General features: G+C 48.8%; 18 protein-coding genes and 2 pseudogenes. 5 read left to right on the top strand and 15 right to left on the bottom strand.

From position 1 onward, the window contains the following. Positions 1-3 precede the first annotated feature (3 nt). The 7 genes from AWM70_RS06925 to AWM70_RS06895 form a co-directional block, all read right to left on the bottom strand. The gene (locus AWM70_RS06925; protein ID WP_068694941.1) at positions 4-987 is read right to left on the bottom strand and encodes a GGDEF domain-containing protein; all 984 of its coding nucleotides are present in this window, start codon (positions 985-987) and stop codon (positions 4-6) included. A 56-nt stretch (positions 988-1,043) separates the two neighbouring features. After that, positions 1,044-1,904, bottom strand: coding sequence for an EAL domain-containing protein (locus AWM70_RS06920; RefSeq protein WP_068694939.1), 861 nt, complete (start codon positions 1,902-1,904; stop codon positions 1,044-1,046). 192 nt (positions 1,905-2,096) lie between these two features. Further along, positions 2,097-2,762 carry a fructose-6-phosphate aldolase gene (fsa, locus tag AWM70_RS06915; RefSeq protein ID WP_068694937.1) on the bottom strand — a complete coding sequence of 222 codons (666 nt, stop codon included), beginning with the start codon at positions 2,760-2,762 and terminating at the stop codon, positions 2,097-2,099. 283 nt (positions 2,763-3,045) lie between these two features. Beyond that, positions 3,046-3,939 (bottom strand): aldo/keto reductase, encoded by an 894-nt coding sequence (locus AWM70_RS06910; RefSeq protein ID WP_068694935.1) that lies wholly within the window; start codon positions 3,937-3,939, stop codon positions 3,046-3,048. Positions 3,940-4,186: 247 nt separating this feature from the next. After that, positions 4,187-6,796 carry a carbohydrate-binding protein gene (locus tag AWM70_RS06905; RefSeq protein WP_068694934.1) on the bottom strand — a complete coding sequence of 870 codons (2,610 nt, stop codon included), beginning with the start codon at positions 6,794-6,796 and terminating at the stop codon, positions 4,187-4,189. Beyond that, positions 6,786-8,876, bottom strand: a complete 2,091-nt coding sequence (locus AWM70_RS06900; protein ID WP_068694933.1) for an alpha-amylase family protein — start codon at positions 8,874-8,876, stop codon at positions 6,786-6,788. Before AWM70_RS06900 ends, AWM70_RS06905 begins: the two co-directional genes overlap by 11 nt. Positions 8,877-9,146: 270 nt before the next feature. Next, positions 9,147-10,085 carry an aldo/keto reductase family protein gene (locus AWM70_RS06895; RefSeq protein WP_068694932.1) on the bottom strand — a complete coding sequence of 313 codons (939 nt, stop codon included), beginning with the start codon at positions 10,083-10,085 and terminating at the stop codon, positions 9,147-9,149. Between the two features lie 158 nt (positions 10,086-10,243). Here AWM70_RS06895 and AWM70_RS06890 point away from each other — a divergent pair, with 158 nt between their 5' ends. Beyond that, positions 10,244-10,588 (top strand): winged helix-turn-helix transcriptional regulator, encoded by a 345-nt coding sequence (locus tag AWM70_RS06890; RefSeq protein ID WP_068694931.1) that lies wholly within the window; start codon positions 10,244-10,246, stop codon positions 10,586-10,588. 39 nt (positions 10,589-10,627) lie between these two features. Here AWM70_RS06890 and AWM70_RS06885 read toward each other — a convergent pair. From AWM70_RS06885 to AWM70_RS06870, 4 genes and pseudogenes are all read right to left on the bottom strand, one after another. Continuing rightward, positions 10,628-12,784, bottom strand: a pseudogene (locus AWM70_RS06885) (nitrate reductase subunit alpha); the annotation flags it as partial. 178 nt (positions 12,785-12,962) lie between these two features. Next, a complete protein-coding gene (locus tag AWM70_RS06880) occupies positions 12,963-13,679 on the bottom strand; it encodes a YwiC-like family protein (RefSeq protein WP_237167855.1) in 717 nt (238 codons plus the stop codon). Between the two features lie 103 nt (positions 13,680-13,782). Further along, positions 13,783-14,082, bottom strand: a complete 300-nt coding sequence (locus tag AWM70_RS06875; RefSeq protein ID WP_237167854.1) for a 4-vinyl reductase — start codon at positions 14,080-14,082, stop codon at positions 13,783-13,785. Positions 14,083-14,133: 51 nt separating this feature from the next. Further along, positions 14,134-15,063: a ketopantoate reductase family protein gene (locus tag AWM70_RS06870; protein WP_068694929.1), complete on the bottom strand. Its 930-nt coding sequence runs from the start codon at positions 15,061-15,063 to the stop codon at positions 14,134-14,136. Between the two features lie 145 nt (positions 15,064-15,208). Between AWM70_RS06870 and AWM70_RS06865 the strand changes: the two genes are divergently transcribed. From AWM70_RS06865 to AWM70_RS06855, 3 genes are all read left to right on the top strand, one after another. After that, positions 15,209-15,814: a TetR/AcrR family transcriptional regulator gene (locus tag AWM70_RS06865; RefSeq protein ID WP_237167853.1), complete on the top strand. Its 606-nt coding sequence runs from the start codon at positions 15,209-15,211 to the stop codon at positions 15,812-15,814. 476 nt (positions 15,815-16,290) lie between these two features. Beyond that, a complete protein-coding gene (locus AWM70_RS06860; protein ID WP_083180154.1) occupies positions 16,291-17,358 on the top strand; it encodes a hypothetical protein in 1,068 nt (355 codons plus the stop codon). Between the two features lie 165 nt (positions 17,359-17,523). Continuing rightward, complete coding sequence (locus AWM70_RS06855; protein WP_068694928.1) at positions 17,524-18,363, top strand: copper amine oxidase N-terminal domain-containing protein; 840 nt, start codon at positions 17,524-17,526, stop codon at positions 18,361-18,363. A gap of 249 nt (positions 18,364-18,612) precedes the next feature. Here AWM70_RS06855 and AWM70_RS24275 read toward each other — a convergent pair. After that, positions 18,613-18,862: pseudogene (locus tag AWM70_RS24275) on the bottom strand (FAD-dependent oxidoreductase); the annotation flags it as partial. 217 nt (positions 18,863-19,079) lie between these two features. Here AWM70_RS24275 and AWM70_RS06850 point away from each other — a divergent pair. Further along, the gene (locus AWM70_RS06850; RefSeq protein WP_068694927.1) at positions 19,080-20,639 is read left to right on the top strand and encodes an IS1182 family transposase; all 1,560 of its coding nucleotides are present in this window, start codon (positions 19,080-19,082) and stop codon (positions 20,637-20,639) included. Between the two features lie 150 nt (positions 20,640-20,789). Here AWM70_RS06850 and AWM70_RS06845 read toward each other — a convergent pair whose 3' ends face one another. The 3 genes from AWM70_RS06845 to AWM70_RS06835 all read right to left on the bottom strand — a co-directional run bounded on the left by AWM70_RS06845 (position 20,790) and on the right by AWM70_RS06835 (position 25,607). After that, positions 20,790-21,167, bottom strand: coding sequence for a DUF488 domain-containing protein (locus tag AWM70_RS06845; protein WP_068694926.1), 378 nt, complete (start codon positions 21,165-21,167; stop codon positions 20,790-20,792). A 118-nt stretch (positions 21,168-21,285) separates the two neighbouring features. Continuing rightward, positions 21,286-22,239 carry an aldose epimerase family protein gene (locus tag AWM70_RS06840; protein WP_068694925.1) on the bottom strand — a complete coding sequence of 318 codons (954 nt, stop codon included), beginning with the start codon at positions 22,237-22,239 and terminating at the stop codon, positions 21,286-21,288. A 14-nt stretch (positions 22,240-22,253) separates the two neighbouring features. Continuing rightward, positions 22,254-25,607, bottom strand: coding sequence for a tetratricopeptide repeat protein (locus AWM70_RS06835; protein WP_068694924.1), 3,354 nt, complete (start codon positions 25,605-25,607; stop codon positions 22,254-22,256). Between the last annotated feature and the right edge of the window lie 16 nt (positions 25,608-25,623).

Here is a 25,623-nt window from a genome sequence, read left to right as displayed (position 1 = left end):
ACTTCATTTCTTTCCATTCAGCGTCTGCACACCCGGGCTGTGGGCAACAACCTCATCATCGGCATAACTGACGCTCCCCGGGGTAGACTTGCAAATCTTCTTAATCCGTGTGGCTTCTTCCACCACTTCGTCCATATGCCTATAGGACCTTGACCGGTTTGTCACTACGGCGATAGAAATCGAGGTGAGCGGTACTCGGGTGTAAAGGCCGTCCCGAGATTCCCCCATCACGTATTGGTTCAGCCAATCCTCTTCATTATAAAATTCCAGCTTCTGCTTCTCGAACTCCTTAATGACCTGACGGCACATCGGCTCAAAATCATGGTGGCTTAGTATCGCTATAAAATCATCCCCGCCGATATGCCCCAGGAAATCATCGGCAAAATATTTGCGCAGCAGATTGGCAGTGGTCTGAATCAGCTCATCGCCCATTTTGAAGCCATAACTGTCATTGTACGTTTTGAAATGATCCAAATCTATGTATAACACGCTGAAAAATTCCTGCCGGACGGATTGGTGCAGCCGGTCCTCAATGATCCGGTTCCCCGGAAGCCCGGTTAACGGATTCATAAAAATAGCCATCTCAGCCCGGATATCCGCGACCGCGAGCAGCAAGCTGCGAATGCTGACAGCCCCATACAAGCCTCCATCCTTCGTCACAATTACCCCTTCATAAAGCTCCTCTTCGCTCCGGCTCATAGCCCGGATGCTGACCTCCGGAATCGGTTCCTCGTAATCCACGACCAAAGGCTGGTTATTGACTAAAAGGCGGACCGGGCGTCCCATATACAGATTATAGCCGTATTGCGTACCGATCTTCTGATAAAAGCGGGAACGCATCAGTAATTGAGGATGTCCGTTCCCATCAACTACCGCAATTCCTTCCAGCTTTGCATTTTCTTTAAATAAGGCATTCACGAAGCTGCATGGGGTGTCTGGGGTTACGGAAGGGATAGATTCGGCTATCTCACCGATTTTCGTAAACATCTTCTCATCCTCTCTCTCCTGGGAGAAATGCCATGATGCCGGAGCGTTGAGTTCGGTTAAATCGGGGCAAAGGACAAAGGAACGGATTGAAGGCTGGTCTCCGGCCTGCCCAGCGCATAACCTTGCCCAAATTCGATCCCTTCCGAGCGCAGATAAGAGATTTCCTCCCGACTTTCAATGCCTTCAGCGATGATATGCGTGCCGGAGGCCTCGGCAAATTCCTGCAGCAGCTTGACCACCTTCCGCTGGTTAGGCTGCACATGCACATCACGAATCAGGGACTTGTCCAGCTTGATAAATTCCGGCTTCAAACTGACAATGGCTTTCAGGCTGTTATATCCGGAGCCTGCGTCATCAATCGCAATCCTGAACCCTTGCGAGCGGTAATGGGACAGAACCCTTTCAAACGCATCGTAGTCCTGAACGGCCTGGCGTTCCGTTAATTCAAATACAATTTGCTCGGGCGTGAATCCGAATCTGGACAGCAGATGAAGGGTCTCCCCGCTGCGGTAATTGGCATCGGACAACACCTCCGGATGAACATTTAAAAAGATGACGGCAGCTCGTTTATGCCCCTCGTCCGCCGCTAAGTTGAAACGCTCCAGCGATAACTCCCGGCAAAACCGCTCAAAGGCAAACACTTGATCCGTTTGACCGATAAAGTCATAAAAAGATTCGGTGGTCGGGAAATGGGAGGAAACAGTTGGACGGTTCAGCACTTCAAAGCCGAGACAATCGTTCTTTTGCAAATGAAAGATCGGCTGGAAATAAGTGGTCAGCTTTTTACCGCGCACAATGCGTTGAAGCTCGTCAAACCGCTTATAAGCCAGCAGGGAGCGGCGGGTGTTGTGATAGAAATAGGTCATGTAGTTATACAGACCGCTTTTGTCCATAGCTGGAAAGAGCGGTTTCTTCATCTTGGTTTCTCCCTTTATTGTTCTTTAAATGAGAATTAAATTCCTGTTCGTCTAGCCCTTTAGTCCTATCGTATCACTCCTATAGCTGTGAAGCGTCAATCGCAAGTAAAGCTTATGTAAAAAAAAGCACCGCGTTTATTCAACGCGGTGCTTGGTTATAACCCTTAAGCTGATAAGCGGGCTTGACGGTTCTTATTTAACCGCTTTGCTCCAGTCGGCAGCAAATTTAGCCAAACCTTGTTCAGTCAATGGATGTTTAGTCAGTTGGTCGATAACGCTGAATGGAATTGTGGCGATGTGCGCACCAGCCAACGCTACGCGTGTAACGTGGTCAGGGTGACGAACGGAAGCCGCAATGATTTGAGTGTCCAGATTGTGAACACGGAACAGTTCAGCAATTTTGGCAACCAGTTGAACGCCGTCTTCGGAGATGTCGTCCAAACGACCCAGGAATGGAGAAACGTAAGTTGCGCCAGCACGTGCTGCCAGCAAAGCTTGGTTCACTGTGAAGATCAAAGTTACGTTGGTTTTAACGCCTTGTTTAGTCAAAGCGCGGCAAGCTTCCAAACCGGCCAAAGTCATAGGCAGCTTGATTGTGATGTTCTTGTCGCCGTTGTTGATTTTGATCAGCTCTTGAGCTTGGGCAATCATATCTTCAGCGGATTCTGCATCCGGAGTTACTTCCGCAGATACGGATTCAACTTCAGGAACAGCCTGCAAAATTTCCGCGATGCGGTCTTCAAATTTAACGCCTTCTTTAACAACCAGAGAAGGGTTTGTAGTTACGCCGGACAGAACACCAAGTTTGTATGCTTTTTTGATGTCGTCCAGGTTGGCAGTATCGATGAAAAATTTCATTTTTGGTAACCTCCACAAATTTAATTAATGTATTTTTGAAAGTTTCTTACCCAAGTATACTCTCGTGTCTGAGAGAGGTCAATTTGCAAAAACCTCACATGTGACCGTATTTCGACAATTTCAGAGCCTAAACGAGGGGTTAGTTCAGTGATATCGCCTATTAAGGCCAAAAACGATATATTTTCCAAAATAAATCAGGATTTTACGGTTGCCAGGCCATGGCAGTTCCTGCTTTGTCCGTTATATTGTTCACATTGCAGACAGGTTTTATGTGCAAGGGTTGTTAAACTTGACCTTGCCAATCCGGCTTGGCCACTTCCTGCCAGCGGGCCCGAATCTGTTCAAACACCTCTGAAGGCAAAGGGCCTTCAGCCAGAAGAGCCGCGTTCTCCTGCCAGCGGTTTGGCTTATTGGTGCCAACGATAGCCGTATCTACACCGGGCACGCTTAACGTGAACCGCAAAGCCGTTTGTACCGCTTGCTTGAGTTCCTGCGTCAAGAAGTCATACTTCAATTCACCCAGGCGCTTCCAGTATACATAAGGATAAGCTTTCTCATCCAGGGAATCATAAGTCCAGGCCGCATTGGCAATCGGCCGTTTGGCGATAATTCCCATTCCCTTCTCCTTGGCCTTCGGAATCGTCAGCTCCAAAGCTTCCTGATCCGCAATATTGACAGACGTTTCAAAGCTGTCGAATACGCCGGTTTGAATGGCATAAGCCGCATCCCTACTGTCTCCGCTGTAGCCAATGAAACGTGTTTTTCCGGCCTGCTTGGCCTTTTGCAGAACCTCGATCACGCCGCCTTGGCGAAGAACCTCTTCGCTGCAGCTGTGCAAATGGATCACATCGACATAATCCGTCTTCAGCCGCTTAAGGCTTCGATCTATGCTGCTTTCGAGCATGGACGGATTCCAGTCCCCGCCTTCCAAACCGGAGGCATGTCCACATTTGGTGAAGAGATAGAAATCATCGCGCCTTCCGCCCAGCACTTTGCCGATCAGCTCTTCGCTGTCACCATAACATTCGGCCGTATCAATCACGTTTAGACCCGCATCCAGCGCGCTGTGCAGCAGTCGTTCAACCTCCTGCTCAGACACGCCTCTGCCGATTTCAGCCCCGCCAAAACCAAGCACACTGACCTCCATACCGGTATTGCCATATTGACGTTTCTCCAAAGTAAAGCCCCCGATCTTGATCCATACTAAACAAAGCCCAACCTGATGGCTGCCGCCTTGTCCGCAAGGAATATTTTACCTCTTAATGAGGTTGCGATTCTATAATAAATTCCCCACAATTCCCTCATTTGAAAATGCTTTCGCAAGATTCCGCTTTTCATTCTTGTTCGCCATATCAATAGAAGCCGCTCTCCATCGCCAGGAGAGCGGCTTTGCGAACAACAATTCCGAACGAGAATTCCCAAAATCAATTCATAGGCTCAAGCTTAAACAGCTTGGAGCCAGCTCCCTGGAGAGCCGTATGGAACGAGCCGCGAACCGTGCTGGTTTCGCCGGTCCATAGATCCGTCAGCTTGTAGGCTCTGCTGCCCTTCAATCCTGCACGTTCTAAATCAACGGTTCTTGCAATGTAGGTATTCGTGTAGTTAAACGTTGCCAAGTAGAAGGTATGGCCCTCTTCCAAAACAAAGGTGTCTGCCGCATGGGTGCCTGTGTTGCCTTCGACCGGCCTGAAGGCCTTGCCTTTCAAGGCAACCTTGTTAATGGCCGGATTGGTCAGCAGAGCTTCCATATATTCGCGGGCAGCCGCATCGTGTACGTCGTCAGAATCCAAATATACCGTTCCGGAAATGGCCGCGGCATTCACGCGCGAACGTGCTCCTTCCAAGGAACCGCCTTTGCTCAGCGCCATATAATCCGGATCCGTGTAGGAGTAGATCGTTCCGTTCTGCCACCAGCCGTAGGTCAGGTTATTGAGCTGGTACTCTGTGCTGCTAATGGAACCGTCCACATCGCAGGAAATCCGCCGGCTGTGCGCGTATTGGCTCGGGAAGATCGGCGCAATGGAAGCACTGATAAACATTGTTCCTCCTGCCGATTGATCTAGGTAAGCCATACCTTCGTTATAGGCCTGAATACCGGTTTGAACCGCCGGATCATAATGTTTGCCTTCAAGCGAGCCATGCGTCAGAAAGTCTACTTTAATATATTCAAAGCCAGCTTTCTTGAAACGGTCCATGTAGTAATCCAGGCGCTGCTTAACAGCCGGATGCGTCGGGTCAACCGCATAAGCCCCGTCCAGCTTCGGCAGCACCTGGCCGTTGTTGTCGCGAAGCACAATATCGCCATATTTATAAGCTCCATTGGTGCCTTCCACCGTTTGTTCCAGATTATCGCCCCAATATACGAAAGGCGAATAATAGATGCCCGCTTTCTGCCCGTTGCCATGAATCAGAGCCACAAGATCGGCTAACTGCTGATCATTCATGTTGTCCCAATAGGAATCCAGGTTGATATAGACGCTGCCGTCATTCTCAAAGGAATGGTTCTGCAGCTGATTCTTGAAATATTCGGAGGTGTCGGCAACGGCATCATAGCTGACATTGCTGGAGTAAGCTCCCCAGCTGTTCCAGCCCACCGGCACGCCCGAAGGAATATCCGGCCCAAAGGCAAGCGGAGGCGCTACGGCAGCATTCGCCGCCCCATAGGCTTCAAGTCCTGTCCGGTAATCGCTGTAAAAGCCTACGAAGATTTCCGGGGACGCTACGCTTGTTCCCGTTACCTTTCCATGGGCAATACTGTCCCGGGTCGAGGATGGCGAAGCAAACCCTCCATACACCTGCAGCTGGTTCAGCTTGTTGTCTGACCCGCTCCAGTAAATGCCGGTTTTCCAGGTGTCATGAGTCACGGAGCCCAATACGAGGCCGCTGCGGCTGGTATTGTCAAAGACCGCCGTCAGCTCGGAACTGACGAAATTATGGTTATTCAGGTTTGTATTCATTGATTTGGACTGGTAACGGGACCAGGCGTCGTTGTCGAACGGGGCAACGAGGACTCTGTTATCGCCATAGCTGCCGATATCGATGCCGCCCTTAGCTTCCATGACAACCGGCGCAATATAGTTTGTGGCGAGAGGCTTCGATTGTTTGGCTACCGTCTGGGTCAGCAAATAAGGGCCTTTTTCATAGATGGTGTAAATCTGGTCAAGGGTGGGTGCTCCCTGCTTCTTGTTGTGTACGGTCAAGCGGATGCCTTTGCCGACCGTATCCCGGAAAGGCACGATCTCTTGTTTGCTGAACATATGCGAATTGTAATCCTTGCTCGAAAGCTGGTTCCCGGTGTCTATCATGCTGTACAAGCCCGTTGCCACCGTGCGGCCTCCCCAGTTGTACTGTGACAATCCTGTATGAGTGTTATACACGACGTCATAGGAAGAACTGCTGACTTTAAAACCTTTCTTATATTCCGTGAGGGTAATGGCCCCGTATTTCGAAACGCTGACGAGTTTCCCCAGCGCACCGATATTGCCGTCGCCGCTTGGTCCTTCGCTGCCTGCAGCATCATAAACAAGCTCGATTTTATCAAAATCGGGGGAATAGCCGTTATCATCGTCGAACAAGAGGGTATTGCTGCCCTCCTGCAGGTAGATTTGATAAGTATATTGTCCCACCGTATTCCAGTCCGCCGTTTTAGGAAAGCTGATACTCTCTTTCTCCCCGCCGTTTACGGAGAGAGAGGCCGCCCGCGAATCGCCGGAAATGTATGAAATGGTCAAATCATAAACCCCGGCCTGACTGACGTTGACTCCATTCAACTGAAGCGTCGAGCCGCCATACAGATTGCCAACTTTGGAGCCGCCGGAGCAGCTGTCGCAGGCCACCGGACCGGCATTGCCTGTAAAGGTATTGCCGGAGGCCTCTGCTTCATAGCTTACAAGCGCGGCAGAAGCTTCCCGTCCATGAGCTGACGAATCCGCCGGGGCGGCTATAGAGCCGTTTGAGAAAGCTAACGCCAGGATAAGCGGCATGACCGCTGCGGCTGATTTTTGCAGAAAACGGTTGATCGGCCTAATAGGCATGGAGTTCCTCCTTCGCAAGTGCGGTCAACTTGTAGATTTTGGACTCCGCCGGTTCAAGGATGCAGGTCAGCTTATCCCGAATGATCCCCGACTCTCCCTCCCACAGCTCGGTCATTTGATAGCTTTGTCCGGATTCCAGACCCATCCGTTTCAGCGAGAAGGTTTTGCTGGCCGCATTCTGCTTGTCGAAATTGAAGACCGCCGCGTACAGCGCTTCCCCTCCTGCCGAACCTGTCTCCTCCGTCTTCAGCACAAAAATATCGCATGCCTGCTGGCCAAAATTCCCTTCCACCGGAATAAAGGTTTGACCCAGCCGGGCCAGATTCAGCACCTCGCGGTTGGCCAGCCAGTGCTTAGCCCGCCAAGCGGCTTCTTCCCTGCGGAAATCGTCGCCAAGCAGCAGCACTGTACCGGAAATGATGGAAGCCGTAAGCCGGCTCCGCCCTTCGTGGCGGGTCGTCGGCTCCTGATTGAAGCTTTTGTACATGACTGTATGGTCCGGATCGTTAAAGCGGTATAACGTGTTGTTCATCCAGAAGCCATGCGTGAGCGAATTCAGCAGATATTCCGTGTCCCCGATTTCACCGAACACATCGCAGGAAATACGGCGTCCATGAGCGAACGCATACGGGAATAACGGCGCAATTGACAAATGGATAAAGAAGGGCCGGCCGGCCTTCTCGGGCGACAGCTTATCCGCCAAATAAGACAAGCCATAATGATAAGCAGCTATGCCGGTCGTAATATCCGGGTTGTAATGCCGTCCCTCCAAGGCTCCATGGGCCATAAAATCAAGTTTGATATATTCGAAGCCGTCCGCAATCGCCTTGGAGATGAACCAGTCTATTCTGGCAAGCGCGCCGGGATGTGTTGGGTCAATCGGCAGGCCTCCGGCTATATCGGCGACGATCTCGCCATCCGCATCGCGGAGCAGGATGTCGCTGTATACGTATTTTCCATTTGTTCCTTCAACGGGTTGTCCGAACTGCTCGGGTGCTCCCCAGAAAGCAAACGGCGTCCAATAAGTGCCCGGCTTATGTCCGTTTTGACGGACACGTTCAACAGCAGATTTAAATTCTTCCGGGGACAGGTTGTTCCAGAAGGCATCAAAGTTGATATAAAGTGTTCCCTCATTTTCAAAACCCAGCGGCTGAACTTCCTGCTTAAGGAAATTCGTTGTCGATGTGTAAAGGTCATAGTCCAGCTTCGCGGCTGCAGCCGACCAGCTGTTCCAGCCGAATGGGACGCCTCCCTTCCACGGAAGCGCAGGAGCGATAACCGTATTGGCCCAGCCATACGCCTCCAGCCCGCTCCGGTAATCCTCATAGAACCCGAGGAAGACAAGCGGCGACTCTACACGCGGGCCTTTAACATAGCCATGCGGCTGAAAGTCGCGGGTCATCTCGCTCACCGCCCCGGCGTAGAGATCCAGCTCATCAATCTGGGAGGCGCTGTCCGCTTTGATCCGAATCCCTGTTTTCCAAAGGTCATGGCTTAAGGAGCCCATCACAATCCCTTTGCGGCTCTCCGGGAGGAACAAGGTCGTCGCTTCATAACTTTCCGTTGAAACCGGCAGCTGTTCGGCGTGGAACCGCACCCACTTGTCATTGTCGAACGGTATCCGGAGCACTTGAAGCTGGTCATCAGGATGATGTTCATCCACAAACGACAACGCCTTCAATTTGAAAACGGATAACCGGTTGGCTTTAAAAAGAGCTCCTCCCGTAACAGCCGTTCTCAGCAGCACAAAAGGAGCATTCTCATAAGCGTAGAAGTTCTGTTCCAATTCCGGCAGACCCTCTTCGGAATGGACGACCGTTACCTGGATGCCTTTGCCGAAACCATCTTCTACCTGAACCGGTTCTTTCAATTGACGGGTGTTGTAATGCCCTGAATCATATTCGCGTCCGTTCCAACGGAATGCGCTTTTCAGCCCGGCAAGCTCCGCGAATCCTTCACCGCTGCAGGTGTACTCCCCCTTCTCCAGATCAATCATAAGCTTCAGCTTCCCGTTCTCCACTACAAATCGGGTTGCCCCTTCCTTTGCCGCCTTGATGGGGATCGTACTTTTGACACTCATAACGCTACCTCCTTCTTGGGACCGATTGGCTTACGAATAAGCTTTCGCTGATATTATAGAAGACAAAATAAAGCGCTTTCCATACTTCGATCTTCCGATCTATGCCGTGAATCAACGGAAGTTTCCTATCCGGATCGTTAAAATGAGTTATGGCCGCTCCAGCTTCTCCCGCTCTCCCTCTTGGACTTCTGATCCCCAGAAAAAAGCGGAATATCCCCATTTCACAATGGTTATATTCCGCTTTCGTTCTATTGCATTTATTCCATTTGATTATTTCAAAATGTCTTCAATGCGGTTCAGCACATCTTCGCTCAATTCGATGCCGGAAGCTTTCGCATTCTCCGTCACCTGCTCCGGACGGCTTGCGCCAACCAGGGCACTGGCCACATTGTTTTGACGCAGAATCCAGGCGAGCGCCAGATTGCCGACGGAAATGCCCAGCTCTTTGGCAATGCCTTCAAGCTGATGCACCTTGTTGATCTTCTCTTCCGTAATGCCTTTGCGCATCCAGTCCAGCTTGGCTGCGCGGCTGTCCTGCGGGATGTCGGAGGCAGATGTGTATTTGCCTGTCAGCAGGCCTTGGGCCAGCGGGGAGAATACGACTTGTCCGATGCCGGAACGTTCGCTGAGCGGAATGATTTCTTTCTCAATGTAACGTTCAAACATGTTGTAGATCGGCTGGTTTACGACGATGCGGTCCAGCAGATAACGGTCGGCAACGCCAAGCGCTTCTGCGATTTGGGAAGCCTGCCATTCGCTCACACCCACATACAGCACTTTGCCTTGGCGAACCAGGTCGTCAATCGCACGAAGGGTTTCATGCAGCGGCGTTTCCGGGTCATGACGGTGGCAGTAGAAAATATCCACATAATCATGGCCCAGACGCTTCAAGCTGGCGTTGGCCTGCTCTGTAATATGCTTGCGGGACAAGCCGCGGTCATTCGGACCTTCGCCCATCGGCCAGAAGGCTTTGGTAGCCAGCACGTAAGATTCGCGAGGGTATTCCTTCAGCGCTTTGCCCACCAGTTCCTCTGCTGCGCCTTTCTCGTAAACGTTAGCTGTATCAAAAAAGTTAATGCCCAAATCATATGCGGTTTTAATCGAGTTCACCGCATTTTCACGTTCCACATAACCGCCATATGTAAGCCAGCTGCCCAAGCTGATTTCACTGACTTTCAGTCCACTTCCGCCTAATCTCCGGTATTTCATATTCGATGTACCTCCTTAGGGTGTTTTGTTGGGGTCGTAACCCTTTTCATTCTAATAAAGTTCATATATGATTTAAAGAAGTGAAATCATTTTCACTTAATTATAGTTAGTATATCTACTATACCTTGTATAGTTAGTTGCACAGAGGAGGATAACTTATGAAAACAGCTAAAAAAGCAAGCAGCTATATCCCTAAAGAGCCGGTACATATTGAGTGCAATATCGAGAAAACACTGGACGTGCTCGGCGGAAAATGGGCTTTTCTTGTCATCCGCGAACTATTCTGCGGCAAACTGCGTTTCGGCGAGCTGCAGCGGCGCATTCCAAGCGTCAGTCCGCGCGCCTTGACCAGTACGCTGCGCCATTTGGAGGAACAGGGCGTTCTCGAACGCGAAGTATTCCCTACCGTGCCGGTTACCGTAGAATATTCATTGACACCCAAAGGACATGATCTGCATGTCATCTGCCATGAAATGAAGCTGTGGGCCGCTAAATGGACTTAAGGCCGTTAATTTTCTCCCATTTACGGGTTACGGTCATCCGCCTATATAAGACATGGAGATCAGGTTCGACCGCCAGACGAACAGCGAACGCGGGAAGTTCTCTGGAGCACCCGGATCTTCCACCGCAAATTTAGTGTTACGGGATTTGATCTCTTCCACCGAATGGCGGATGATCTCTTCAGGCGATTTCTTGCCCTCCCGGGCCGCTTCTTCCGCGAACAGCAAGCTGTTCTTGTTAAACTGCGGGTAGGAAGGTAGCCAGCCGAGACGGGCAGCCAGCACATTGTAGTCCGCAGGATGCCGGTAATGAACGTCTCCTGCGGTCGGAGATTTCAGCGAATGCGTATCGCTTTCTTCATATCTCCACTGGTCCGTTGCAAAATAGAAAAACGAAGTCGCGTTTTGCTGCCGCGCCTGTCCCTGCCAGTCCTTGGCAAAGGCGATCGCCGACCAGCCTTCAATGGGACGGAGCTTCTCCTGGCCGACATAATGGGCCCAGCCTCCGCCGTTAACGCCTTGGCAAGCGGTCAATATAACCAGATTCAAAATGGAGCGGTAAATCGTGTCGCTGTTGAACCAGTGATTGATGCCGGCTCCCATAATAATCATGGAGCGTCCCCCGGTATCTAGAGCGTTCTGGGCAAATTCTCGGGCGATCTGCACGACCACGGACGCCTTGACGCCCGTAATTTTTTCCTGCCACGCCGGGGTATAGTGGACCGTTTCGTCCTCGTAATTGTTAGCGTGATAAGCATTTTTAGCGTGATAAGAACTCGCCGTACTGGCAACGCCGTATTGGCTCATCATAAGGTCGTACACGGTAGCCGCGTAACGCTCCGAACCGTCGGCCAGACGGATTTTCATAGCTGGAATCATTCGTTTGAACGTCCCGTTCTTAACGTTGTCGAAATACGGGAACACGATTTCCTCCCACTGCTCCCTATGGCCTTCTACGGAAAGCGCAGGTTCGACCTTCGTCCCGTCCTCCCTTTCAAGGATCAGGTTCCATTTCTTGCCCTGCTCCCATCTTTGGCCCAACGTACCGTTTGGAACCATCAACTCCCCGGCAGCTTCATCATAAATGACCGGCTTCCAATCAGAATTCGGCGAAGTTTCTCCAAGATCGCTGGCTCTCAGGAACCGGCCGCCCTTCCAGGCATCCTCATGAGAATCAAGCAGAATAAGAAACGGCATATCCGTGTATTGTTTGGCGTAATTCAAAAACATCGGTTCCTTGCGAACCTGATAAAATTCATTCAAAATGACATGGGTCATCGCCTGGGCCAAGGCAGCATCGGTGCCGGGATTCGGCGCAAGCCAGTTGTCGGCAAACTTCACGTTCTCTGCCAGGTCCGGGGCTACCGAAACCACCTTGGTCCCTTTATAGCGGACCTCGGTCATGAAGTGGGCATCCGGCGTGCGGGTAAGCGGAACATTCGAGCCCCACATGATCAGGTAACCGGCATTGTACCAGTCCGAAGACTCGGGAACGTCTGTCTGTTCACCCCAGATTTGCGGGGAGGCCGGCGGAAGATCCGCGTACCAGTCATAGAAGCTGAGCATTTGACCGCCCAGCAAGGAGATAAAGCGGGCGCCCGACGCGTAGCTGATCATCGACATGGCGGGAATCGGAGTGAAACCTGCGATCCTGTCCGGCCCATACTTGCGGATAGTGTAAATCAGCTGCGCCGAAATCAGCTTCAGGGCATCTTCCCATTTGACCCGCACATGGCCGCCTTTGCCCCGCGCGGATTTATATTGCTTGGCTTTCTCCAGGTCCTCTATGATACTGGCCCAGGCTTCCACCGGGTTGCTATGCTCCGTGAGGGCTGCTTCCCACAGCCGCCAGAGCTTGCCTCGCATATAAGGATATTTCACGCGCAGCGGGCTGTATTCGTACCAGGAGAAGCTGGCCCCCCGCGGGCAGCCCCGCGGCTCAAACTCAGGCATGTCGGGTCCGCAGGACGGGTAATCGATCTGCTGGTTCTCCCACGTAATGATGCCGTTCTTGACAAACACCTTCCAGCTGCAAGAGCCGGTGCAGTTCACGCCGTGCGTGGTCCGAACTACCTTGTCATGCGACCAGCGCTGGCGGTAGACGTTCTCCCATTCCCTGTTTTTCTCCTCGAGAATGGACCAGTTGCCGGAATAACTTTCTATCGGTTTAAAAAAATTCAGACTTCTTTTTCTTTTCATTGAAACAGGACGCTCCTTTGCCTATATAAGTCATGTGATCTCCAAGAGCCGAGAATAACCATAAACTTATTATGAAAGGAAGGCTTCGGCGTGCCCATCAGGGAATGTCCTATTGCTTGCAGGGAAATCCCTGTGTTTCAACGATCAAAAAACCATCCGGAGTACCGGATGGTTTGGTTCAAACGTATACAAACAAAATTGAACCATAGATGAGCGCGGCAAAACCAAATTCCGCCATGCCGATTTGCTTAACCTTCAAGCTTAAGGTTGGAAACCAAGCGGCGCGCAGCAGCAGGATCATGGCGGGAAAGATCATATAGAGATTGACGGCTGCGGCAATCCCAATGTTTAAGAGATGATAGGTTATGGAGGCGTAATAGAACCTGGGGTTGTTTTTCTCGCGAATGACGGTTTTGACGTATAGGACAGTCCCGATAAAATAGGCGGACAACAACGCAAACAATTCCGCGGCTTCTCCATAACTGCGGCTGCCTCCTTTCCCCACATAGACCACCGGGAAAATGAAAGAGCAAAAGACAAGAACGGCCGTAAAATCGTTGAGAAGCGCACGTTCGTTTTTGGTTTTGGCGTAATAGATATTCGGGATAAAAAAAACGAGCAGCAGCACGCCATAGCCGATCAGCATGGGGTCAAATGCGATAAGAATAGCCGTTAAAGGCAGCAAAATCACGCCGTACAGCAGCGCGGGCCCGCGGTATCGGGCTTTATTTCCCGTCTTGATCCACTGCAGCACCGGAAAGCTGAACAAATAAATAAACAGCCAGCAAAGAAACAGCGGAATATGAATCATTTTCCCTTCCGAGACCGCCCCGGCCAAAAAGGGAAGGACAAGCATCGCCCAGGCTCCATGCTGCTTGGGAATGTACCTTGCCACAGACATCCTCCTTATCTGTCAAATTAGTAATGCGTCTATGTAATATTGTAAGCAAGCTTGCACAATCTGCCCATTAGGGAAAACCCTCGGCACCTTGCCGCAGCTATTGCAGCCGCACCTCATATTCGCAGCGCTCGTCGCCGTGCACATTGCATTTCACTTCCCGTACGCTGACCGTCCGGTTCAGGATTTTCTTAAGCGCTCCTTCCATGATAGCGCCCTCCAGGTCGCACACCATCTTCTCTTCATCCACCGGCAGCCCTTTGCAAAAGCAGTCTTCAACAGCGACGCAAAGGCCCCGCTCATCCTGGCCCACGATCATGGGCAGCCTCTCCTTAGCGTTTACTTCATTAGTCCAGAATTTATAGTCAAGCTGCGAGAGCAGCCCGGTAATAAGAAACAACCTCAGCGTAAGATGGCCTAACTCCTTCGATTGTGATTATAATCACAACCATTAGAGGTGCTCAGTAGCGCCTACTATGAGGATACCCTTTTGACTTAAAAATTTCATTAAATCCTTTCTCAGCTGCACAATCTCATTGTTGGCACTATTCGCATAATCCGGCAGCCTTATATCCCTGACCATTTTAGTTCGCAGCCATGTCATAAAGAAGAGAGCCAATAATAAGTTTGCAAATTTAAGCACCCTTTTAAGCATAGGCGGATCAATGGAAACGCCGGCTTGTTGTATGGCCCTTAGATACGTTTTTAAAGTGACTGTTATTTGGCGTGCCATCTTTCCGGTTCCGGCTGTTTTGTTGCCCATTATATTATTTCCGGATTGCAAAATACTGAGCAGGGCAATGTCTGATACGGAATGTGTGATTAGATACGCTGGCATATCCTTTTTAATAACGTAGGGAAGCTTTGCTGTTTTAAATAATTTGGCGAGCTTTTCTATGCGTTCTGTCATTACGCCGTTCAATTCTCCGAATGCCGTTGCCGCTATGATCTTTGGCAGAAATCGAGGATATAAAACTCCCTCTTTAATCTGTCCGCCGAAGCCGGGAAAAGCGGGTAAAAGTCTATCCCCCACGATACCCAGCCACGAAGAAAATCCAATCGAATTATTAGTCATCGTAACTATATTTTTGCTTTGATTATCTTTTAGCGCTAATAAGGCTGATTCGGACCGATCATAACGAACGGTAACCAAAATATAATCGTATACATCGTCATTTTCGAGCGTATCTATGACCTTCACTTGTATCGATTTAACTGTACCTTTTTCTTTATATTGCAGGCCGTTTTCTCTTAAGGATTTAAAACGATTAGTATGTGCAAACAGGGTAACGTCAAACCCTGCTTCAATAAACTTGATGGCGAACATGCTTCCGATAACACCTGCACCGAAAATTAAAATTCGATTTTGTTTTGCTGACATTATAACACCCCTGCTTAGTAACCTTTTTTTGATTATCCGACAACATGTTGTATGATGCGATCATAAAGCTTTATTATTTCTTGATCAACCATCAGTATTTTAGGATTTGTCGGATGATATTCTTATTCGCCAGCAGGAGGGCAACATGAAAAAGCAACCCCAAATCACGGAGAAAACAAAACAAAAGTTTGTAGAGGTTTTTTGTGAGTTATACAGCCAAAAGCCGATTGAGAAAATTTCGGTTCAGGAAATTACGAAGAAGTCCGGATATAACCGCAGCACCTTTTATCAATACTTTACTGACATTTATGAATTGTTGGACTCTGTTGAAAACGACTTATTGAATGACATGAAAAATGAATTGGCGAATAAAGAGCTATCGATGCATACGGTGCAAGATACGCTCTATTGCCTGGACAAAAGAGAACATCTCCTGGTTCTTAATGCCCTTTTGGGCGATTATGGAAGTTCCCGTTTTTTTAAAACGCTTAAAAAAAGAAATCAGTTTGGGTCAATTAGAATTAAACGTTCCGCAAAACCATTCCTTAACGCCATACTTAATCGAATTTTACCTGACAACCTTCCTTTCTTTGTTTCGTCTTTGGATCCAGCGTCAACAGGATTTATCATCAGAAGAATTTTTCAAATTAGTAGAGAACCTATTTTCAAGCGGGATTACGCCCTATTTAAAAGAATGAGTCTATCATTCAAACCACTCCCTAACCTACTCTTAAGCGTCCGCATTCTGTAAATTCAGACTTATGCAAGTTTTCTTCAGAGAAATTGCCTCTATATTGTGATACGGTTCAGCTTTAACGGGGCTAACGGTGAAAAATAACCCATGTATGAAATTTCGGAAAATAAATAAACCATTTTTATATAGTCGCAACAGGATTAGCTCACTAAAAATTAATAATACGACCTGGTTTCATCTCTTTTTACTGTTTAAATTAACATCTCCTATGTTTATATAATTCCTATGCGGATACAGGACAATCTCCATCTAGCAATCAGATTTATATTTGAAAGAGTGTTGCTACTTTCCAATTGCAACTTTAACAATTTCAATCAATTGTTGCTAAGATTATTTTTCTGACTTTAAGATATACAAAGTGTACATACCAATAAACTTTTGTATTTTTTTCTATTTAATGATAATATACCCTTGTAATATATGGAGGAATATTACATTAATGAAAAATATATATTAAGAGAGGGAATGATAAAGTGAAAAAAACTATAGCTGTTTTATTTTCAGTTATGTTATTGGCAAGTACTATTAAACCTGTTAGTGCAGAACCATCCTTCGGTAAAATAATGATTGATTCCCAGATTAGTTCTCGCGATAGGGCGACACTACAAAATGTTATGGAAGGACTTGATCCTGAAGATCGTGAAAATGTTATTTACCTTTATGAAGATGGCACCATTACTGCGAATAAAGTTGAACTTATTAATGAATTCAAAGCCGAAAATGCCAATAGTATAGGACCTGATGGAAAGTTAAAACTGACACCAAATAACGAATTAAGGGGCTTCGTGGAGAATGCCTCAGATGGATTTGCTAACGAGGATAGTCCAATAACTACATATGCTTATACAAATCCAAACTCAGTTTGTACCAGCGATAATGCTGGCCCATTTAGAAGAGTTCTCTCCACTACTGGAAAATCCAGAATAACTGCAAACATTTATCTTCCATCAAAGTCTGCTTCCGAAGTGTATATCTCTAATTCAAATACTGAACAAGCATACATCTATATGGGAGCATCAGCCCCAGGAGGGGAACTAGATATGGGGCTCGCTTTAAATTACGCTCCTGGAAGTTCTACTACAAATGAGACATGGGGAATGTTTATTAAAGGCGATACCTCAAATGATGCAAACTTTGGTAACTTTAAAATGGGGTCTGAGGTATTCATGAAATTCTATGTCGTTTCTAGCTCTGCAGTAGCACTCTATGTTAATGGAGTTAATAAATCAGGGGTAGCTAAAGAATATACGTTGACTGCCCAAGTATCAAGTAGTAAAGGATTCAATACTTCTGGAAGTAACATGCAAGTTAAGCGTTTAACCACTATCGCACAAAAACCTCAAAATCTCACATCTGGTTCGTATCTCTATAATGTTCATTGGTATAATGTTAAAGTTGGTACAGCATCTGGAACAGAAGTCTTAATGGATTCAACTAATACTGCTTCGGCTTGCGGGTATCAAATCTCTAATGTTTTAGTCAATTATATTTCTCAAAACAATGAATATATTAAGCTTAAGGCTGGTACCTTAACACCGTAACTTTTTATCGTCCTTTTCGATATTGTCTAGCCTAAGATACAAATAGATATCTTAGGCTAGACCTTTTATTGATTATTGAAACTTTTAATATAGATATAACGTCTTAATTGAAGTTAATTATTTTGCAACAAAAAATTTGATCTTTTGGAAAGTGAGGAATTTAAAATGAAGTATATTAAAGGCATGTTCATTTTTTTAGCTTCAATCTCTTTTATTTTTATGGAATTCCAAAATTCTGCAAGCGCCAACGGAATTACCTCCCCTTCATTAAAGGTTCAATTAAACAATACTTACGTTTTATATTCTAGCCAGCAATTACCTTATGCATCTAATGGGAGAACCCTTCTGCCGTTAAGATTAATCGGAGATGTAATGGGGGCAACAGTTAATTGGAATGCGAAAGAACAAAAAGCAACGGTAACTATGGGGAAAGACAGCGTCATTGTAGTCTTAAATAAAAAAAACGCATTTGTAAATGGAATACAAAAACAAATGGACACAACATCTGTAGTAAAAAATTCAACTATTATGGTGCCTGCAAGATTTATTTCTGAAGCATTTAAAATCAAAATAGATTACAATAAGAGTTCAAACGTTGTCCATTTAACTGATTCTAGAATAATGAGTAGCCAAAAACTTAGTGTTATAGATGAGATGCAAAGAGTCAATGACGATTTCAAAAATAAAATCATTCCTTACAACTTTTCCTTTTTAACAAATAAAGATATTGAGAAGAACAAAATAACAGTAGACATAAAGAACGATTCAACCGCTAATATCATTGAAGGACAACTAAATCGAAATATTATATTTTTTGCAAATAATTCTAAAATTTCTTTTATTGGCACAAGAGGGATGATAGCTCCAGATGGTTCGACTGGCGTAAATACATCTAATATTCCTTCAAAAGGAAACTATACAGACGAAATTAATTGGGAGTCCTTAAACATTGTTCAAGGAGAACCATTAAGATATATTTTTGTTAATTATTTTGTAACAAAATAGATCTGATGAGTTGTTCAATAAAGATCGTTTTTTAGAATAATAAACTTTCCTTAAGCATGAAATTAACTCATCTACTTTTAGAAAGTCATATTCCGATAACTCAAATGAGCAGTTAACTCTGAGTCTAATAAAGCTACTTATGGGAGCTTCCCCTGCTTGTAAGACAGAGTTCAGACACTTTTTAGACTAAACAACCAGTTGCCGCTTCATTCTGGCAGCTGGTTCTTTCTTTACTGCCAAAAATTAAATTTCCTCACCTGAATATCTAGCTATTGCCTGAAAGGGTTCAAGTAGTCCTATTTCTCGAAGCGCTAGCTGTCCGGAATCTTCATGAATGTCCAGTGAACCGCCTCGTTTGGCGTTCTGGTCCGCTAATTTCACGTTCATAAATGGTGGAACGGATCCCCTTTTTCTGAAGAACAAGCGCCAGCATTAACCTGCCTGGACCTCCACCGATGATTGTAATACGTTGTTGTTCTTTTGTTGCCACACCAACCATCTCCTCAAAATAAGGTTACGAGTCATGATCCATACATTAACGTGCTATTATGAATTGAATATGAATGGGTTCGCCGTAACCAAAAAAATGAGGGTGTCCCAAAAGTCATCATAGATGACTAAGGGACGACCCTCTTTTACATTTCGTCAAACAAAAAGAAACCACTCTTTGGTAAAATGGAAGTACCTCCAACCATTACCCTAAAGGAGAGGTTTCTTTGTACATTCAATATACCATGGATCAACTCTGTTTACCAATGGATTTAGAAGAGGACATTCCCGCAAATCACCTCGTTCGCGTGGTCAACGCCGCCGTCAATCGTCTCGACGATTCCATCTTCGACGCGGCCTACCCTGGAGGCGGACGAGACAGCTACCATCCTAAAATGCTCACCAAAGTCATTATTTACGCATACACACAGCGCATCTACTCCTCTCGCCAAATCGCCAAAGCTGTCCGCGAAAATATCATGTTCATGTGGATCGCGGGTAGACAAAGACCGGATTTCCGCACCATCAACCAGTTTCGATCAGAACGAATGAAAAGTGTACTGGAGACGGTGTTTACCGCCGTTCTTCAGTTTCTGGCCGAGGAGAACTACGTGCAGCTGGAGCATTACTTTGTGGACGGCACGAAGATCGAAGCGAATGCCAATCGATATACATTTGTTTGGGGAAAGGCCGTGGTGAAGTATAAAGCCAAGCTCCAGGAGAAAGTCCAAGCCTTGTTTGCCGCCATTGAGGAAGCCGAGAAGCAAGAAGAAGGAACGCACGGCGGCCAGGATCTTCTCGAACTGGGCGAGTCCTCTGCCATCACCAGTGAAAAGCTGGAGCAAGCCGTCAAACAATTGGAGGAGCGTCTGCAGGAGAAACCAAAGGACAAGCCGCTCAAGAAGGCGGTGCGTACGCTCCGCAAGGACTTACTTCCGCGTCTTCAAAAGTATGAAACCCAACAGGCGATTTTAGGGACTAGAAACAGCTACAGCAAAACGGACCATGACGCTACATTTATGCGAATGAAAGAAGACCATATGCGAAATGGCCAGCTCAAGCCGGGTTACAACGTACAGATCGGTACTGAAAACCAATTCATTGTCGGTTACAGTTTGCACCAGCGTCCGACCGATACCCGTTGCCTCATCCCGCATCTTGAAAAAATAAAATCGCAGTTGGGGAAGTTGCCAAGCACCATCATCGCCGATGCGGGCTATGGCGGTGAAGAAAATTATGACTATTTGGAGCAGAATGAAGTCGAAGCCATTGTGAAGTACAGCACGTATCACCGCGAAAAAAGCAAGGCATGGAAAAAGGACATCAGCAAGATGGACAACTGGACCTATAACAGCGAACAAGATACATGGACATGCGCGGCTGGACAAACGCTCCATTTCCGAAGAGGAAGTAAGGAGAAAACAGAAAGTGGGTATGAGATCGAATACCGACATTACCGAAGTGCTGGCTGTGAGGACTGTCCACTAAAGCCGCAGTGTACAAAAGCCAAAGGCGATCGGGAGATCAAAGTGAGCATGAAGTATTTGCGGCTAAAAAACCAGGCAAGGCAGAAGCTTCGCAGTGAAGAAGGTTATGCCCTGGCCGTAAGGCGCATGATCGAGCCGGAGCCTGTGTTTGGCGATATAAAGAACAATCGGGGGTTTAAAAGGTTCCTGCTTCGAGGCTTACCAAAAGTAAGCTTGGAGGTCGGGTGGCTTTCCCTTGCCCACAATTTACTCAAAAAAGCTGCCGTGGACGCCAAGAACCAAGGAGCTAAGCGAGAATAGACCGCTTAGCTCCTTGGTTTTTTACGAATACCATCTTATTTTATTGCTGAGGGTGTTCTAAAGTTTACTTTTGGGACAGCCCCAGCCAATCGCTCAAATTGAGAAACAGCAGGGAATAGATTCACCCGCGGAGGTATTCATGCCCAAGCCTTACTCCAGACTGTTTAACCAGTCGCGCAGAACAAGGGCATGATTGTGCACGGGGTCTTTGGCGGCATAAATCAAGGTCACCTTCTGCAGGGCCGCCAAATCACGGATTTTCGCTGCCGCTGCTCTCGGAACAGCCTCCTGTTCCAGCTCCAGCATGTAACGGTCCCTGAATTCCTCAAAACGCTCCGGTTCATGACCAAACCACTTCCGCAATCCGGGACTTGGCGCCACGTCTTTCATCCATTCCTGGATCATGGCTTGTTCTTTGGCAATGCCCCGCGGCCACAGCCGGTCTACCAATATTCGGCAGCCATCCGCAGCTTCATAAGGCTCATAGATGCGTTTTATGGTCAAATGATCTGCAGGAATACGGCTCATCTTTCCTTTTCCTCACTCAGGTTCATCTTCCTGTTCATCTCCCCCTCTATTCTTCCGTCATTATATCATTTGTTAAAAAATTGGCTGCACGAGCTTCCTTACGCTAGCCGCTCCCGTTTTAAATCCAGCTTACTTCCAGAAACCATTCGTATACACGGTCCGGTCCGACCTCTGCAGCCTGCCCGTGCTTCCGGGCATAACTCAGATCGTCCAGAAATCCGGTCGCGGGCTCCAGTGCGAGATGGTATTGGCCCTCAAATCCCCCATCATTGGCCCAAACCGACAAATAAGGTACCTTGTCTACCGGAAAAACCAGCTCCAAACCGTCCCCTTTCGCGGGATCATAGATTCCCGCCCTCCCGCTCGGCAAAGGGCCGGCGAAATAATATTTTTCAGCCGTTCCCTGCTCAGGGGTTCCTGTCCGGTCAAGCCGGATGTCCGGGCGATCCGCCAAAGGCTGCGGCCAGCCTCTCACCTCACCGGTCCGGCCAAGCCTGTTGTCCGCCGTATAGGAGACCACGATCTCATTCAAACCTTGCGGTACCCGGATTTCCATGCCCTCTTCTATGCGGAACAGCGGATGGGCCGCCCATAGAAAAACCATCGGGGCAGGGCTTAAGTTCTTCACCGCATAACCGATCCGGAGCCGGTCAGGGGCAGGGAAAACATACGTTTTGCTCAGCAGATACGGAAGCCGGACACCCCGGATTTCACAGTGCAGCCGCTGCCCTTCCGCATCAACCTTCGCCTGCCAGGGAATGGACCAAACCTCCCCATGATCGGGCAGCTCCACCTCCGGCCATGGCGCTCCAGGGTAACGGCAGGGGGTGATGGTCGGAAACATCTCGTCCCAGCCGCTTCCACTGCTTTCGGTGAAAGGACGGCCATATCCAGGAGCGTTATAATCCTCGGATTGCGTAAGCCATTCGCGTCCTGTCTCCAGGTTATAAAGGGAAATCATTTTGCTGCCGATGGAGGGAATCAGGGAGATCCGCATGGCGGCGGTCTCCCCTGTCCATATCTCCAGGTCTTTCACGCGCTTTCTGCTCCAGACGGGGGGCTGATGATTCACCTGCTCTCACCTCCCTACCTTTCGTTGTCCAGAACCAGCGCCAGATGCACCGCGGCTCCTTGATGATGAGGCTCCAGCTCAAGCGCCGTTTCGAATTGGCGTTTGGCGTCTGCCTGACGTCCGAGGCCCAAATAACCGAGCCCCATCATGTAATGGCAGTGGATGATGTTTTTTCGTTTCAAATCCTCGTCAAAAACCAGAAAATCCGGCAGGGATACAGCAAAATAGTCGATTTTCGGATCGTCGAACAAATGCTGTTCGCCGTAATCCACCAGCTTATTAAACCGGCTGCGCGCAGCGGCTTCATGGGCGAGCTTCCGCTGTCCAAGCCCCTGATAGAAAATCATGTGCGGCGGCTGGTCATTATAGAACATAGCGCTCGACGGTTCTTCCAGCCCTACGGATGCCGCTTCGAAGCTTGCAGCCGCCAGGTCCTGCTGGCCTAGCTGCTCATAAGCGCAGCCCAGATAATAGTCGATGTTATTTTCCTGTGCGCCTTCCAGCTTGCCTTCATTGATATTTAGCGGATATTGTTTGGCAGCAAGCAGTTCGCTGATGGCCTGATCCGCCTTCTGCTCCCGGAGCAGCCGCTTGGCCCGTTCGACCCGGGCGAACACGTATTGGGCCGGCACCTTGCCTTCTCCACCTTCCCAAGGATGGAAATGCCGCTGCAGAATCAGCTCGAGGGCCTGGTCATAATGCCCCAAGGTATTATGAAGCGTGATGTACTCCAGATATAAGTCGTCGCGCTGCATCACCAGCTCCCTGTGCTGCTCCAGAAGCTCCAGCCGTTTGTCCGGCAGACTGCCCAATTTCTTATGCAGCTGATCGAGTTCATACAGCACGCGGGCATCCGCCGGGTTTAATTCAAACGCCCGGGTCAGCACATTCAAAGCCTGCTCCGGCCGATGCTGTTTATTATAATAAGCCAGCGCCAGATTGCGGTGCGGAGTAGCAAAGCGGTCATTCAGCTTGATGGACGCCTCCCAGCAGCGGGCGGCCTCCTCATGCCGCTTCTTGTCATACAGCAAATTGCCCAAATAGTAGCAGGCATGCGCATCCTCAGGCGAATGCAGGGTAACATGGCGCAGCAGCACGTAATCATGCAGCGTATTCGGGAAGCAATACGCCGGGTCGGCTTGTGCGGCCAGCTTATAATACCTTTCGCTCTCTGAAGCCTTCCCTGCCTTTTCGCTGTAGAAAGCCAGGTAGTACAGAAGCAGCGGCGAACCCGGATTTCCTTTCTCCAGCCCCGGATACAAACCCAGCACACGCAAAGCTTCTTCGTATTGACCGGCATCCGCGTAATCCTGGGCCAGATGGATGAAGTTAGCAGGATCGTCACGCAGCAGTCCCAGCAGGGCGCTGAGCGCAGCCGTTTCCGCAGCCGAATCTCCCCGCTCCGCGGCTATACGAACACGTTCGTAACGAGAACCGAACTCAATCGGGTCCATCTCTATCGTCTCAAGCACCAGCTGCTCGGCTTGCTGTGCTTGACCGAGCTTGCGAAGCAGCAGCGTCTTCAGATGCCGCGCTTTGAAGCTGCGGTACTGCATATTCAGCGAACGGTCGATCAGCTCGAGCGCTTCAATGTGATTTCCCTGCTCGGCGGCTATCTGGGCCAGGTGGAAATAACCGGCCGCTTGCCAAACCGCGGACCAGACCGATTTATAAAAGGCGCTGAAGGCTTCGCCAGGCCGCCCCTGCCATTTAAGGCTTTTGCCCAGGTTAAAGAACGGTTCGCTGTCATAAGGCCGCGCGTTATGCCGCGTGAGCGTCTCCGCCGCTTTGCGGAAATACATTTCGCTCTCCGCGAACAGCCCGCGGCGGAGCAGCAGCAATCCATAAGCGTTGTTCAGCCGGATATCGCCCGGATCCCGTTTCAGTCCCTCCAGATAATAAGGCTCCGGCTCATAAGTCGCATGACGGTATTGCTCCAGATGTTGTCCGGCCAAATACAAGGCTTCCGTATTCGCCAGCTCTTCCGGTTCTCCGATCGCTTTCGCCGGTTCAGGCAGCGGCTCAATCGACTTCGGCAGAGGCTGGAAGGCAACCAGCTCGCGGCCGCCCTGCTCGTAAACCGTTACTTTCAGATCTTCTTCCAGCTCGCCGTACGCAAGCTCCAATTCGGCTTTATACGTTTGAGTTGGAGACAAGGTCAAGCTTTGATCCACATAGGTCTTCAGACGCCCTTGCACAACGACCCGCGCCTGCTCAAACAAGGAGGTCGCATACGCCTGCACCATCGCTTTTCCCTCATGGACTTCGAGGTTTACCGCAGCTTCCAGGGAGGCGTTCTTTACCATCCCAATCTGCTTGTAGGGCATAAAATATTGTTTGAAGCTTTTCTCTTCGTAAGGATGCAGCCAGGTAAAATCGGGCTGGTTGTCCGTATAAACCCCGGTCATCAGCTCGATGTAAGGACCGTCTTCATCCGTCAAGTTCCGGTCCCACGCCTGGCCGAACTCACCGTTGCCCCAGGTCCACTGCTTTTTGCCCGGAGATACGTGTTTGTTGGCAAAATGGAGAATCCCGGCCTGAACGCCATGATCATAACCGCCGACAAAGTTGAAATCGGAATGATAAGCCATGTAGGAGGTCGGCACCGGGATGTTGCTGTATTTGGAAATGTCGACGCCGGCGGAATAATCCATCTTGTAATAGGTGCCCGTAGCGATCGGGAATTTGGAGACGTCGCGTTTGCCATGGTCGAATACGGCATGGACATCCGGCGGAAATACGGATTGGGTATGATCATTGACGGCTACCGCCGGATTGGCCCACCACAGGAACGTCTGCGGCTCTGCTGTCCGGTTGTACAGCTGGGCATGAATTTCCAGATAAGCCTTGCCGGGGTACAGCGTAAAGCCGGTGGTCACTTTGGTGCCGTACATCTTGTCCGTTTCACCGACCCAGACGGTTTTGCTGCCGTCCTGATTCTCCTCGGTCCGGTATTCTACCGGGCCAAACGTGTTTGGCCGGTGATGCTGTGGCCAGTTGAATTCGATCCCGCCAGAGATCCACGGTCCGGCCAATCCGACCAGCGCCGGTTTAATGACCTGATTGTAATAGACAAAGTCATAATTATTGGTTTTATCGAGAGCCCGGTAGATCCGGCCGCCGATTTGCGGCATGATTTGAATCTGTACGAATTCATTCTCCAGGAATACGATCCGGTAGGACTTCATCACTTTCTCGTCTTCAATCTTGTCGATGACCGGATGCGGATACACGCGGCCTGAGCTGCCCTGATACACCCGTTTCTCAAGGAACATCGGATTTTTATCCGGGCGGCCGGTTTCATAAGTCGGAATTTCAACGTCTTCCTCCCAAACCTTGACGGCGGGTTGCAAAGAGATGCTGGACATGGTTCATATTCATCCT

Origin of the sequence: Paenibacillus yonginensis, from assembly GCF_001685395.1 — a bacterium.
Taxonomy (GTDB): Bacteria; Bacillota; Bacilli; order Paenibacillales; family Paenibacillaceae; genus Fontibacillus; species Fontibacillus yonginensis.
This window is presented reverse-complemented; position numbering and strand designations above follow the sequence as displayed.

Excerpts from the sequence above, each read along its gene's own strand:
- AWM70_RS06925 (WP_068694941.1), bottom strand. The coding sequence starts at position 987 with ATGTTTACGAAAATCGGTGAGATAGCCGAATCTATCCCTTCCGTAACC.
- AWM70_RS06920 (WP_068694939.1), bottom strand. The coding sequence starts at position 1,904 with ATGAAGAAACCGCTCTTTCCAGCTATGGACAAAAGCGGTCTGTATAAC.
- fsa (WP_068694937.1), bottom strand. The coding sequence starts at position 2,762 with ATGAAATTTTTCATCGATACTGCCAACCTGGACGACATCAAAAAAGCA.
- AWM70_RS06905 (WP_068694934.1), bottom strand. The coding sequence starts at position 6,796 with ATGCCTATTAGGCCGATCAACCGTTTTCTGCAAAAATCAGCCGCAGCG.
- AWM70_RS06900 (WP_068694933.1), bottom strand. The coding sequence starts at position 8,876 with ATGAGTGTCAAAAGTACGATCCCCATCAAGGCGGCAAAGGAAGGGGCA.
- AWM70_RS06895 (WP_068694932.1), bottom strand. The coding sequence starts at position 10,085 with ATGAAATACCGGAGATTAGGCGGAAGTGGACTGAAAGTCAGTGAAATC.
- AWM70_RS06890 (WP_068694931.1), top strand. The coding sequence starts at position 10,244 with ATGAAAACAGCTAAAAAAGCAAGCAGCTATATCCCTAAAGAGCCGGTA.
- AWM70_RS06870 (WP_068694929.1), bottom strand. The coding sequence starts at position 15,063 with ATGTCAGCAAAACAAAATCGAATTTTAATTTTCGGTGCAGGTGTTATC.
- AWM70_RS06865 (WP_237167853.1), top strand. The coding sequence starts at position 15,209 with ATGAAAAAGCAACCCCAAATCACGGAGAAAACAAAACAAAAGTTTGTA.
- AWM70_RS06855 (WP_068694928.1), top strand. The coding sequence starts at position 17,524 with ATGAAGTATATTAAAGGCATGTTCATTTTTTTAGCTTCAATCTCTTTT.
- AWM70_RS06845 (WP_068694926.1), bottom strand. The coding sequence starts at position 21,167 with ATGAGCCGTATTCCTGCAGATCATTTGACCATAAAACGCATCTATGAG.
- AWM70_RS06835 (WP_068694924.1), bottom strand. The coding sequence starts at position 25,607 with ATGTCCAGCATCTCTTTGCAACCCGCCGTCAAGGTTTGGGAGGAAGAC.